Below are 11,605 nucleotides of genomic sequence, written 5' to 3' on the forward strand. Positions count from 1 at the left end.
GGCACTCATGAGGAAATGGCTCGCGCGCCTGGCTGTGCTAGGTGTCGCGCTCTTGGTAGCCGGCCAGGGCCAAGCGGCCCTGGCGCAGGACCCTGCGGCGGGGAAGAAGATCGTACGCGTCGGCGCCACACAGGCCGTCGACTCGATGAATCCCTTCCAAGCGGTCCGCCTCGTCTCGACCTCGATCCACCGCTGGATGTACGGGTTCCTCACGGTGCCCGACTCCAAGACGCTGAAGCCCAGCCCCGACCTGGCCGAGTCCTGGACCCCGTCCGAGGACGGGCTCACCTGGACGTTCAAGATCCGCCAGACCAAGTGGTCCGACGGCCGGCCGGTCACGGCCGAGGACGCCGCGTGGACGTTCAACAAGATCATGTCCGACGACGCGGCCAAGACCGCCAACGGCCCCGCCGTCGAGAACTTCGAGAGCGTCACGGCCAACGGCCAGGACCTGATCATCAAGCTCAAGGCGCCGCAGGCGTCGATCCTGGAGAACCCGATCCCGATCATGCCCAAGCATGTGTGGGAGAAGGTCACCAACATCGGTGAGTTCTCCGGCGACGAGTACCCGTCCGTGACCAGCGGCCCGTACATCGCCGTCGAGCACAAGAAGGACCAGTACGTCAAGCTCAAGGCCAACCCGGACTACTGGCGCGGCGCCCCCAAGATCGACGAGCTTCAGGTCGTCTTCTACGACAACCCGGCGGCCTCGGTCGTGGGCCTGAAGAACGGCGAGATCGACCTGATCGGCCGGCTCAACCCGCCGGAGTTCGAGGCGCTCAAGGGCGACCCGAACATCGTGCAGTGGAACCAGCAGGGCCGGCGCGGCGCCTACCTGCAGATCAACCACGGCGCCACCACCACCGACGACAAGCCCGTCGGCGACGGCCACCCGGCGCTGAAGGACCAGAAGGTCCGCCAGGCGCTGCACTGGGCCATCGACAAGGACAAGCTGGTCGCCGAGGTGCAGAACGGCCTCGCCAAGCCCGCCCACGGCTCGATCGTGCCGCCCATGTACACGGACTTCTTCTGGGAGGCCACCGGCGACACCAAGGTCACCTACGACCCGGCCAAGGCCAACCAGATCCTCGACGACGCCGGTTACAAGAAGGGCGCCGACGGCATCCGCACGATGCCCGACGGCGACCGGAAGCTGGAGTTCCGCTTCAGCATCCACACCGACACCCCGATCGAGGACAAGCTCGCCGAATACCTCACCGGGTTCTTCAAGGAGATCGGCATCACGCTGACGACCAAGAAGCTCGACTCCAGCAAGTTCACCGAGGAGACCGGCGTCACCGGCCTGTTCGACATCGCGATCAGCGGCTGGTCGGTCAACCCCGACCCCGAGGAGGTCCTGGCGACGCACCTGTGCAGCCGCCGGCCCACCCCGGCCGGCGAGGGCGGCGGCACCGAGTCGTTCTACTGCGACGAGACCTTCGAGAAGCTCTACCAGGAGCAGCTCAAGGAGCTCGACCGGCCGAAGCGGGCCGAGCTGATCAAGCAGATGCAGGAGCGCCTCTACACCGACGCCCCGGTGATCACGATTTACTACACCAACGACCTCGAGGGCTACCGCAAGGACCGGATCAAGTCCATCACGTCCGTGCCCGAGGCCGACGGCATCCTGTACGGCGCCAGCAGCTTCTGGCCGTTCTACTCGCTGGAGGCCGTCGAGTCGGCGCCCGCCCAGGCCGAGGGCGGCTCCAACACCGGCCTGATCGCCGGCGTGGTCGGGGCCGTGGTGGTCATCGGCCTCGGAGCCTTCTTCCTGACCAGGCGGCGCAAGAGCGTCGCGGACGATCGAGAATGACAGCACCTCTCGAAGCTGTGGAGCCCGCCGCCACCCAGGCGGCGGGCCCCGCCGGTGACGACCGCCCCGCCCGCCGCGGCATCCTGCGCTACGCGCTGTCGAAGGCCGGCGGGGCGTTGTTCAGCATCGCCATGGTGATCGTCGGGACGTTCTTCCTGTTCCGCCTGCTGCCGGGAGATCCCGTACGGGCCCTGGCCCAGGGGCGCAACATGACCCCGGAACAGCTCGACCTCGAACGCCGCAAGCTCGGCCTGGACCAGCCGCTGATCAACCAGTTCTTCGACTTCGTCGGCGACACGCTGCGCTTCGACTTCGGCATGTCCTACGAGTACAAGCGGCCGGTGCTCGACCTCATCGGCGACCGGATCGGCGCCACGTTGCTGCTGGCCGGCGTCGGGCTGGCGGTCGCGGTCAGCCTCGGCATCTGGCAGGGGATGCGGGCCGGGTGGCGGCACGGCAGCCGGTTCGACAAGTTCTCCACCGGCACCTCGCTGGTGCTCTGGTCGGTGCCGACGTTCTGGCTGGGGCTGCTCCTGCTGCTGGTGTTCGGTGCCTACTTCAAGATCTTCCCGTCGCGGGGCATCCAGAGCGTCGACGCGCCCGACGGCTTCGCCTACGTGCTCGACGTGGCGCACCACATGGTGCTGCCCGTCATCACCCTCGTCGGCGTGGTCTACGCGCAGTATCTGCTGGTCATGCGCTCGTCGCTGCTCGACGAGGTGGGCCAGGACTACGTGACGACCGCCCGGGCCAAGGGGCTGCGCGACGACGACGTACGGCGGCGGCACGCGGTGCCCAACGCGCTGCTCCCGACGGTCACGCTGGTGTTCATGCGCGTGGGCTTCGTCGTGGGCGGCGCGGTCACGGTGGAGACCATCTTCAGCTGGCCCGGCCTCGGGCAGCTTTTCTACGAGGCGGTCAGGGTGCCTGACTTCACGCTGATGCAGGGCACGTTCATGCTCATCACGGTCGCCGTGATCATCATGAACACGCTGGCCGACGTGGTCTACCACATCCTCGACCCGAGGGTGAGGTCGGCATGAGCGTCGCGTCGGCACGCAGGCGGCAGGCGCTGAGCCGGTTCTGGAAGGACTTCGGCAGGCAGCGCACCGGCGTCGTCGGCCTGGCGATCCTGGTCGGCGCCGCCGTGCTCGCCGTCATCGCGCCGCTGTTCATCGACGAGAGCGTCACCAACGTCGTCACCGCCGGCGGGCCCAAGATGGCGCCGCCCAGCCTGGACTACCCGTTCGGCACCGACGAGTCGGGCCGCTCGATCCTGCTCATGGTGTGGTGGGGCTCGCGCACGTCGCTGCTCATCGGCTTCCTCGCGGCGCTGGTCAGCATGCTGATCGGCACCGTGCTCGGCATCGCCGCAGGGCACTTCCGCGGCTGGATCAGCGCTGTCATCCTGCGGGTGACCGACTGGTTCCTGGTCCTGCCATCGCTGGTCACGGCCCTGGTGCTGGCGGCCATCATGGGCGGCAGCACGTTCACGATCATCATGGCGATCGGCGTCACCACCTGGCCGTCGACCGCCCGCCTGATCAGGGCCCAGACGCTGGCCGTGGAGGCCAGACCGTACATCGAGCGCTCCAAGGCGCTCGGCGCCGGCCACTGGCACGTCACCACCCGGCACGTGCTGCCGAACGTGGCGCCGCTGCTGCTGGCCAGCACCACGCTGGAGGTCGCCAGCGCCATCGTCACCGAGTCCACGCTGGCCTTCCTCGGCGTCAGCGCGAACAAGACCTCGTGGGGCACGATGCTGCGCGGCTCCTACGACTGGGGCGCGGCCACCGCGGGCGCCTGGTGGTACATCCTCATCCCCGGCCTGTGCATCGTCGCGGTCGTCATGGCGTTCACGCTGTGCGGCCGGGCGCTGGAGGCCGTGCTCAACCCGCGACTGCGGAAGGCGGGCGCATGACCCTCCTCGAACTGGACGACGTCTCGGTGACGTACCGGATCGCCTCCGGCGAGGTGCCCGCCGTGCGCGGCGTGTCGCTGTCGCTCGACAGCGGCGCGGCGCTCGGGGTCGCCGGCGAGTCGGGGTCCGGCAAGTCGACGCTGGCCATGGCGCTGCTGCGGCTGCTGCCGCGCGACGCCCGCGTCGACGGCCGGATCCTGCTCGGCGGCGAGGACGTGCTGGCCATGAAGTGGGGCCGGCTGCGTGCGGTGCGCTGGGCGGAGGCCTCGATCGTGTTCCAGGGCGCGCAGCACGGGCTCAACCCGGTGCGCCGGATCGGCGAGCAGATCGCCGAGCCGATGCTGGTGCACGGCCTGGCCAAGCCCGACCAGGCCGGCAAGCGGGTGGCCGAGCTGCTCGGCCAGGTCGGCATGCCCGCGTGGCGGGCCCAGAGCTACCCGCACGAGCTGTCCGGCGGGCAGCGCCAGCGCGTGATGATCGCGATGGCGCTCGCCTGCTCGCCGAAGCTGATCATCGCCGACGAGCCGACGACCGCGCTCGACGTGATGGTCCAGGCCCAGGTCCTGACGCTGATCAAGGAGCTGGTCGCCGAGCACGACATCTCCCTGATCATGATCTCGCACGACCTGTCGGTGCTCGCCGACGTGTGCGGGCAGCTCGCGGTCATGTACGCGGGCCGCGTCGTAGAGCACGGCCCGTCGCACGAGGTGTTCCACGACGCCAAGCACCCCTACAGCAGGGCGCTGGCGGCGGCGTTCCCCACGGTGGGCGACCCGGCCTCCCGGCTCGCGCCCAAGGGGCTCGGCGGCGACCCGCCCGACCCCATGCACCTGCCGTCCGGGTGCTCCTTCCATCCGCGCTGCCCGATCGCGCTGGAGGAGTGCTCGTCGCTCGACGTCGAGCTCTGGCCCGCCGGTGACCGCCGCACCGCCGCCTGCGTGCACGTACGGGCGAAGGAGGAGGCCTCATGACCGAGACCGAAGCACCGGCCGAGACGGTGGCGACGGACCGCCGTACCCTGCTCGAAGCCCGTGACCTGCGCGTGGAGTTCGCCTCGCGCGGACGGCGGGCGCGTGCGGTCGACGGCGTGAACCTCGCGGTCGGCGAGGGCGAGATCGTGGCGCTGGTCGGCGAGTCCGGCTGCGGCAAGACGACGCTCGCCCGCACTCTGCTGGGCCTGGAGCGGCCGACCGCGGGCACCGTCCACTTCGACGGCGAGCCGCTGAAGTACGGCTCGAAGGCGCTCAAGAACTACCGCAAACAGGTGCAACTCGTCCTCCAGGATCCGACGGGCTCGCTCAACCCGCGGCACACCGTCTACGAGGCGGTGGCCGAGGGGCCGCGCATCCACGGCCTGCCCGACGAGGAAGAGATCGTGAACTCGGCGCTGTCCAGGGCCGGGCTGCGGCCGCCGGAGCGGTTCCTGCTGCGCTACCCGCACGAGCTGTCCGGTGGCCAGCGGCAGCGCGTGGTGATCGCCGGGGCGCTGGCGCTGAACCCGAAGGTGCTCATCGCCGACGAGCCGGTGGCCTCGCTGGACGCCTCCGTGCGCGGCGAGATCCTGGCGCTGATGCTCAAGCTCCGCGACGAGCTGGGGCTGTCGGCGCTGGTCGTCACGCACGACCTCGGCCTGGCGTGGAACATCGCCGACCGGGTGGCGGTGATGTACCTGGGCCGGATCGTCGAGTCGGGTCCGGTCGAGCAGGTGCTGACCGCGCCGCGCCACCCCTACACGCAGGCGCTGCTGTCGGTGCTGCCCGAGTCGCCCGAACGGGTGGTGCTGACGGGGGAGCCGCCGGACCCGACCCGGATCCCCGGCGGCTGCCGCTTCCACGCCCGCTGCCAGGTGCTCGCCTCCGGCAAGGCGGCCGAGGCGGGCGTGGACGCCAGGTGCAGGGGTGAGCTGCTCGACATCCTGCCGGCCTCGGCCGGGGCGCAGGCGGCCTGCTACTACGCGGACGCCACCGGCTGAAAAGCGGCCGCGTTCTCGGCGGCCCACTGGGCGAAGCCGCGCGGTGCCCGGCCGGTGACCTGCTCAACGGTCGGGACCACCGTCTTGCCGACGTCCGGGGTGTTGCCGAGGGCGTCGATGAGGAACTCGATCGTCTCCTCACCCATGCCGAACGACTGCCACTGGGCGCGGGCCTCGGCCTCGGTCAGCTCGACGAACCGGATCTCGGTGCCCAGGGCCTCGCCCAGCAGGCGGACCTTCTCGGCGGTGGTCACGGCGGCGGGGCCGGTCAGCGTCAGGCTCTCGCCGTCGTGGCCGCCTTCGGCCAGCACGGTCGCGGCCACCGCGGCGATGTCGCGCTCGTGCACCATGGCGCTCAGCCGGTCGCCGAACGGCTCCCGGACGACGCCCTCGCTCCTGACGGAGTGCGTCCACCACTTGAGCGTGTTGGACATGAACTCGACAGGGTGCAGCAGCGTCCACTCCATGCCGGTGGCGGCCAGCGCCTGCGCGAGCTCGCCGTCGGCGCGCCCGCCGAGCACGGTCACCCGCTTCACGCCGGCCCGCGCCGCCAGCGCGGCGATCCGCTCGCCGTGCTGGAGCGGCGCGTAGTCGTCGCCGGCGAAGTTGATCAGATGCGCGGCCCGCACGCCCTCGAACGCGGCGGTCAGCGTGGCGGGGTCGGCCAGGTCGCCCTCGACGACCTCGACGCCTTCGGGCAGGTCCGCCTTGGCGGCGTCCCTGGTCAGCGCGCGCACGCTGTGTCCGGCGCGCAGCAGCTCCTCGACGACGAGGCGGCCGACGGTCCCGGTGGCTCCGGTGACGAGGAAAGTCATGGGGTACTCCTTCTAGCAGTGCGGAACGGAACGTTCTGCTCTTACTGTAGCAGAACAGAACGCTTCATTCCACTAGAAGGCGCTGATCGTCGCCGGCGCCCGCTCGGTCCTGCTCAGCGTGCGGATCACCGCGGTCGCGCCGTGCCGGTGCACGGCCAGCCGCGCCAGCAGCTCGACGACCGGCTCGATGACCTCCGGCGGCAGCTCGGGCGTCGGCACCCCGACGCTGGAGGCGAGGTCGTCGGCGTGCACGACCAGCTCCATCAGCCGGGTGAGCAGGAAGTCGTCCAGCCGCAGCGACCACTGCGGCAGCTCGATCACCCGGTCCGCCGGCTCCGCCGGGAGGACGGCCCGCTGCCTGCCGAGCAGTTCCTCGGTCGCGGCGGCGAGCGCGTCGGGGCCACCGGCGGCGGCCACCTCGCCGCCGCGCCTGATGCTCACGTTGCTCTCGTGGTCGAGGCCCTCCTGCACCCACGCCGAGCGCGTGTAGTGCTCCAGCAGCGGGACCGGCTCCCGGGCCGCCTCGCTCGCCAGCGCGTCGGCGACCCGGACGAGCTGTTGCGCCAGGTGCCCGGCCAGCCCCGCGACGCTGAACTCGGTCAGCGCGCTCGGCTTGTCCCAGGCCGCCGCGACGGCAGGGTTCCTCAGCAGCGCCACCGCCGACGCGGCTGCCGTCACGTACGCGTTCCTGATCTCGCCCATAAGCGGATATATCCCCTCTTCGGGTGTTGTTTCGCCCACATTATCCGTGGGCGGTCCGCCTGATCGCGTCCCGGATGAAGCGCCTGGCCAGCTTCGCCCTGCGGAACCGGCTCAGCGCCGGCGACGGCGTCCCGTAGCGCCTGGCGCGGATGTCGGCCACCACCACGGCCGGCGCGCCGAGCTCGGCCAGCACGTCGAGCGCCTCCCGCTTGGTGATCAGCCGGCCCTCCCGCAGCGTCACCGTGGCCCGCGCCACCGTCACCATGCCGAGGTCCACCCACACCTCGCGCAGCCAGCGCCGCCGCCCGCCGAGCTTGACCATCCAGAAGTCACGCAGATCCGTACGGACGAAGTCGGCCAGCTCGTCGTCGGACACCGGCGGGATCAGCTTCTCCGGCGGCTCACCGTACAGCTCCAGGGCGCCCGTGAGCAGCTCGCGGCGGGTGACGGCGGTGACCGGCCGCTCGAACAGCTCCTCCATGGCCCACGTCACGTGCTCCTCGCCGGGGTCGGCCAGCCGGGCCGCCGGCAGGTAGGAACAGTGCAGATGCTCGGCCAGCGGCAGGTCGAGCCCCTGGTGGAGCGATTCCAGGCGGGCCCGTTCGGCACCGGTGAGCGGCCTCTCCAGCACGGCGATCAGGTCGAGGTCGCTCCGGCCCGGCTGGTAGTCGCCCTTGGCCAGCGATCCATGGGCCCACAGCGCCACCAGCGGCACGACCGGCCCGATCTCCGCCAGAAAGCGCGTCAGCAGAAGCTCCGTGGAAGTGTGCATGCTGCCACTCTGAACGATCAGTCCCCGCCCATCCATACGGCCGCCGGTAAAACCGGTTGCCCAGCCCCGAGTGCCCCCGAAACGATCGGACGCATGACTGTTGATCGCCCGCTCGCTCTGGTGACCGGGGTGGGGCGCACCGTCGGCATCGGCGCCGGCATCGCCCTGCGCCTGGCCGCGTCCGGCTGGGACCTCGCCTTCACCTATTGGCAGCCGTACGACGAGCGCATGGCCTGGGGCGTCGAGCCGGGCGCGACCGAGGAGATCGACCGGGCGCTGACCATGCGCGGCGCGGCCACCGTGGCGATCGAGGCCGACCTCACGGACCCCGAGGCCCCCGGCCGGATCTTCGACGCGGCCGAACGCCTGGGCCCGGTCACCGCCCTGGTGATGTGCCACTGCGAATCGGTCGACTCCAGCCTGCTCGACACCACCGTCGAGAGCTTCGACCGGCACTTCGCCGTCAACGCCCGTGCCACCTGGCTGCTCATCCGCGAGTACGGCCGCCGCTTCCGCGGCGCGCACGGCACGGGCCGGATCGTCAGCCTGACCAGCGACCACACGGTGCACAACCTGCCCTACGGCGCGAGCAAGGCGGCGCTCGACCGCATCACGCTGGCCGCCACGCACGAATTCGCCCACCTCGGGATCACCGCCAACGTCATCAACCCCGGCCCGGTCGACACCGGCTGGATGCCGGACGAGGTACGCGACACCTGCCTGCGTGCCACGCCGCTCGGCCGCCTGGGCACCCCGCAGGACACCGGGCACCTGGTGGACTTCCTCTGCTCGCCGCAGGGCGGGTGGATCAACGGCCAGCTCCTGATGAGCAACGGGGGCATCGCGTGATAGGTCCGCGTATCGAACGGCTGGAGCCGATCAGCCGTCCGGCCCATCCCGACGCCTGCGACACCGCGCGCGTCCACCGCCGAGGCGATCGGCCGCCCGATGCGGCGGGTCGGCGCCGACAGGCACGACGTCACCGGCCAGATCCTCAGGATGTACTGAACAGGGCGCTCACCGATTCGCCGTAGTGGTGGCCGTCCGGGAGGTGTAGCTTGCCGGGAGGATCGCCTCCTGAGGCGATCACGGTGTGGCTCTGCGACGGTTGGGGCGTTGATCGGCTGTGTTCGAGCCTCCTAGGCAGTCCAGGCGCGCGGCGCTGATGATGATCGCGTCCGTCGTGGGCGCGATCCTCTCGCTGGTTGCGACACTGGTGGCCTCCTATGTCGCGGCGAACGTGCCCCGGACCGGAACGTCGACCCCTCCTACCAGCTCCGCCGTACCGACCGCGTTTCCCGCCCTCCCCCTGACCGTCCTGGTTCCGCTCGGAGACAGTGATCCCTTCCACTCCGTGGGGCCCATCACGATGGGGAGCACCCGCTACAGGGACGCCGTGATCTTGCAGGTGGGGAACAAGGCGGGCGGCACTTCCCTCCGCTACGACCTCGGCGGCCGCTACACGCGGCTGTTGGCCACGGCCGGGCTGGGCGACGAGGCGCCGACGGACACGGTCGTGACCCTGAGCCTGGCGGTGGACGGCAAGACCGTCATGGAAAGAAGGATCGGGGTCGGGCAGACCGTGCCGGTGAGCATCGCGATCACCGGAGGCGCCCGCCTGGAGATCACCGCCAAGGCGCCCGGTGCGGACTGCTGCGTTTCCGTGGGGCTGGCCGACCCGGTGCTGACGTGACGGCACCGGCGCCGGGGCAGGAGCCCGGCAACAGGCTCGCCACCCTTGAGCTGATCGCGACGATCGTCGCGCCGTTATCCCTGGCCATCGCCCTCCTCTACTACTTCGGCCTGATGCGCTCGGCGTCGTTCTATGCCTATTTCGGGGTGGAGGAATCCGCCCTCGGGTTCACCACCGTCGACTACGTCAGGCAGAGCATCGACGTGCTCGCCAGTCCACTCATCATCTTCGGTGGGGCGACGCTGGCGCTCCTGATCATCCATGCCGGGTTCAACCGGGTGGCCACCGACGACACCGTGTCCAGCGGGACCATGATGAAGCGGATCGTGGGAGTGGGGACCGTCTCCGCGAGCCTGGTCCTGGCGGCGATCGTGCTGCCGTGGCCCCTCTACCTGCAGTTCCCGCTGATCGCCATCGGGCTGGTGCTCCTGGAGTATCTGGCGGCGATGATCGATACCTATCGGGCGAAAGTCGGCAAGTATCGATTCTTCATCGGGTTTCCTCTCGGCATCAGAAGAGGGCTGGCGGCGCTGGTCGTGGCGGTGCTCCTGCTCGTGATGAGCGCCGACGTGGCCAAGAGACAAGGGCAGGAGCTCGCCCGGGACTTCCTGGCGAACACCGCCAAGATGCCGTACGTCACTGTCTACAGCGAGAAGGAGTTGCAGATCTCCGGTCCCGGCGTGCAGGCGTTCAACCTGGATCAGCTGAAATACAAGAACGCCGCGTACCACTACCGGTACACGGGGCTGCGCCTGCTCGCCCGGCCGCCGAAGAAATGGGTGATCCTGCCCGCCGGATGGACCAGGAACGAGATGCGGGCCTTCGTCCTGGAGGACTCCAAGGCCATGCGGGTCGACTTCGGAGCGGTGAGATAGTCAGGATGTGCTGAACAGGGCGCTGACCGATTCGCCGTAGTGGATGCGGCGCATGGCCTCGGCCAGGGCGGGGGCGACCGACAGGACGGTGAGCTTGTCGCTCGGCTTGGGCGGCGGGACCGTGTTGGTGCAGACGATCTCCTCCACCTCCGGCAGCGCGCTGAGCCGCTCGATCGAGCCGTCCGCGAACAGGCCGTGGGTGCAGGCGACGCGCACCGAGTTGACGCCCCGCTCGCGGAGGCGGTCGAGCAGTTCGATGACCGTGCTGCCCTTGGCGATCTCGTCGTCCAGGATGATCACGTCCTTGCCGGCGACGTCGCCGATGACGGAGCTGATCACCACCCGGTCGTCGGGGAAGCGCTGCTTGGCGCCCATCGCCACGTCGGCGCCCAGCAGGCGGGCGAAGTGCGCGGCCTCCTTGGCGTTGCCCAGGTCGGGGGAGACCACGACGGTGTTGGACAGGTCGTACTGCCGGAAGTGCGCGGCCAGTTCGCGCAGCGCGTGCAGGTGGTCGACGGGGACGCTGAAGAAGCCGTGCACCTGCGGGGAGTGCAGCGTCATCGCCAGCACCCGGCCGGCGCCGGCGGCCACCATCAGGTCGGCGACCAGCCGCGCGCCGATGGAGATGCGTGGCGCGTCCTTCTTGTCGGAGCGCGCGTAGGCGTAGTGCGGCATCACCACGGTCGTCCTGGCAGCGGAGGCGCCCCGGGCGGCGTCGAGCATGAGCAGCAGCTCGACCAGGTGCTCCTGGGTGGGCGGCACGAGTGGCTGGATCAGGAAGACGTCACGCTCGCGGCAGTTGGCCTGGAGCTGGACCTCGATGACGTCGTTGGCGAAGCGGTCGATCTTGACGGGGTGGAGGGGAGTGCCGAGCTGGGCGCAGATCTCCTCGGCCAGCTGGGGGTGGGCGCTGCCGCTGAATACCGTGATGTCTCGCACGATTCCCAGACCCTATCGTCAGGCCAGGAGGTCCGGGGTGAGCGAGCCCAGGTCGTCGACGACGCGCCAGGCCAGGGCCAGCGCGTCGGGGGCGGGCGGGTAG

At 70.2% G+C, this 11,605-nt stretch carries 12 protein-coding genes; 8 read left to right on the forward strand and 4 right to left on the reverse strand.

Annotated elements, in window-relative coordinates; all coding sequences use genetic code 11:
* Window positions 1-7: 7 nt before the first annotated feature.
* The 5 genes from ADY59_RS23565 to ADY59_RS23585 are packed head-to-tail and all read left to right on the forward strand — an operon-like array spanning window position 8 to window position 5,706.
* A complete protein-coding gene (locus ADY59_RS23565; protein WP_049565587.1) occupies window positions 8-1,813 on the forward strand; it encodes an ABC transporter substrate-binding protein in 1,806 nt (601 codons plus the stop codon).
* Window positions 1,810-2,856 carry an ABC transporter permease gene (locus ADY59_RS23570; protein ID WP_082310345.1) on the forward strand — a complete coding sequence of 349 codons (1,047 nt, stop codon included), beginning with the start codon at window positions 1,810-1,812 and terminating at the stop codon, window positions 2,854-2,856. Before ADY59_RS23565 ends, ADY59_RS23570 begins: the two co-directional genes overlap by 4 nt.
* On the forward strand, window positions 2,853-3,734 hold the full coding sequence (locus ADY59_RS23575) for an ABC transporter permease (RefSeq protein WP_049565589.1): 882 nt from the start codon (window positions 2,853-2,855) through the stop codon (window positions 3,732-3,734). Before ADY59_RS23570 ends, ADY59_RS23575 begins: the two co-directional genes overlap by 4 nt.
* Window positions 3,731-4,705, forward strand: coding sequence for an ABC transporter ATP-binding protein (locus ADY59_RS23580; RefSeq protein WP_049565590.1), 975 nt, complete (start codon window positions 3,731-3,733; stop codon window positions 4,703-4,705). The genes ADY59_RS23575 and ADY59_RS23580 overlap by 4 nt, the downstream gene beginning before the upstream one ends.
* Window positions 4,702-5,706, forward strand: a complete 1,005-nt coding sequence (locus tag ADY59_RS23585; protein ID WP_049565591.1) for an ABC transporter ATP-binding protein — start codon at window positions 4,702-4,704, stop codon at window positions 5,704-5,706. The genes ADY59_RS23580 and ADY59_RS23585 overlap by 4 nt, the downstream gene beginning before the upstream one ends.
* Here the strand turns inward: ADY59_RS23585 and ADY59_RS23590 are convergent.
* The 3 genes from ADY59_RS23590 to ADY59_RS23600 all read right to left on the reverse strand — a co-directional run bounded on the left by ADY59_RS23590 (window position 5,685) and on the right by ADY59_RS23600 (window position 7,995).
* Window positions 5,685-6,521: an NmrA family NAD(P)-binding protein gene (locus ADY59_RS23590; protein ID WP_049565592.1), complete on the reverse strand. Its 837-nt coding sequence runs from the start codon at window positions 6,519-6,521 to the stop codon at window positions 5,685-5,687. The two genes, ADY59_RS23585 and ADY59_RS23590, sit on opposite strands and share 22 nt — an antisense overlap.
* A gap of 72 nt (window positions 6,522-6,593) precedes the next feature.
* Entirely contained in the window at window positions 6,594-7,223 is a 630-nt protein-coding gene (locus tag ADY59_RS23595; protein WP_049565593.1) for a maleylpyruvate isomerase N-terminal domain-containing protein, read from the reverse strand.
* Window positions 7,224-7,263: 40 nt separating this feature from the next.
* Window positions 7,264-7,995, reverse strand: coding sequence for a nucleotidyltransferase domain-containing protein (locus ADY59_RS23600; protein ID WP_049565594.1), 732 nt, complete (start codon window positions 7,993-7,995; stop codon window positions 7,264-7,266).
* A 93-nt stretch (window positions 7,996-8,088) separates the two neighbouring features.
* Here ADY59_RS23600 and ADY59_RS23605 point away from each other — a divergent pair, with 93 nt between their 5' ends.
* From ADY59_RS23605 to ADY59_RS23615, 3 genes are all read left to right on the forward strand, one after another.
* Window positions 8,089-8,844 carry an SDR family oxidoreductase gene (locus ADY59_RS23605; protein ID WP_049565597.1) on the forward strand — a complete coding sequence of 252 codons (756 nt, stop codon included), beginning with the start codon at window positions 8,089-8,091 and terminating at the stop codon, window positions 8,842-8,844.
* A 520-nt stretch (window positions 8,845-9,364) separates the two neighbouring features.
* Window positions 9,365-9,688, forward strand: a complete 324-nt coding sequence (locus tag ADY59_RS51605; protein WP_442937712.1) for an NPCBM/NEW2 domain-containing protein — start codon at window positions 9,365-9,367, stop codon at window positions 9,686-9,688.
* Complete coding sequence (locus ADY59_RS23615) at window positions 9,685-10,563, forward strand: hypothetical protein (protein ID WP_049565605.1); 879 nt, start codon at window positions 9,685-9,687, stop codon at window positions 10,561-10,563. Before ADY59_RS51605 ends, ADY59_RS23615 begins: the two co-directional genes overlap by 4 nt.
* On the opposite strand, the gene ADY59_RS23620 is transcribed toward ADY59_RS23615, so the two are convergent.
* A complete protein-coding gene (locus ADY59_RS23620; protein WP_049565608.1) occupies window positions 10,564-11,502 on the reverse strand; it encodes a ribose-phosphate diphosphokinase in 939 nt (312 codons plus the stop codon). It lies immediately after the preceding gene.
* Between the last annotated feature and the right edge of the window lie 103 nt (window positions 11,503-11,605).

It is taken from the genome of Nonomuraea sp. SBT364, assembly GCF_001083785.1.
Lineage (GTDB): Bacteria > Actinomycetota > Actinomycetes > Streptosporangiales > Streptosporangiaceae > Nonomuraea.

Excerpts from the sequence above, each read along its gene's own strand:
- ADY59_RS23565 (WP_049565587.1), top strand. The coding sequence starts at position 8 with ATGAGGAAATGGCTCGCGCGCCTGGCTGTGCTAGGTGTCGCGCTCTTG.
- ADY59_RS23570 (WP_082310345.1), top strand. The coding sequence starts at position 1,810 with ATGACAGCACCTCTCGAAGCTGTGGAGCCCGCCGCCACCCAGGCGGCG.
- ADY59_RS23575 (WP_049565589.1), top strand. The coding sequence starts at position 2,853 with ATGAGCGTCGCGTCGGCACGCAGGCGGCAGGCGCTGAGCCGGTTCTGG.
- ADY59_RS23580 (WP_049565590.1), top strand. The coding sequence starts at position 3,731 with ATGACCCTCCTCGAACTGGACGACGTCTCGGTGACGTACCGGATCGCC.
- ADY59_RS23585 (WP_049565591.1), top strand. The coding sequence starts at position 4,702 with ATGACCGAGACCGAAGCACCGGCCGAGACGGTGGCGACGGACCGCCGT.
- ADY59_RS23590 (WP_049565592.1), bottom strand. The coding sequence starts at position 6,521 with ATGACTTTCCTCGTCACCGGAGCCACCGGGACCGTCGGCCGCCTCGTC.
- ADY59_RS23595 (WP_049565593.1), bottom strand. The coding sequence starts at position 7,223 with ATGGGCGAGATCAGGAACGCGTACGTGACGGCAGCCGCGTCGGCGGTG.
- ADY59_RS23600 (WP_049565594.1), bottom strand. The coding sequence starts at position 7,995 with ATGCACACTTCCACGGAGCTTCTGCTGACGCGCTTTCTGGCGGAGATC.
- ADY59_RS23605 (WP_049565597.1), top strand. The coding sequence starts at position 8,089 with ATGACTGTTGATCGCCCGCTCGCTCTGGTGACCGGGGTGGGGCGCACC.
- ADY59_RS51605 (WP_442937712.1), top strand. The coding sequence starts at position 9,365 with ATGGGGAGCACCCGCTACAGGGACGCCGTGATCTTGCAGGTGGGGAAC.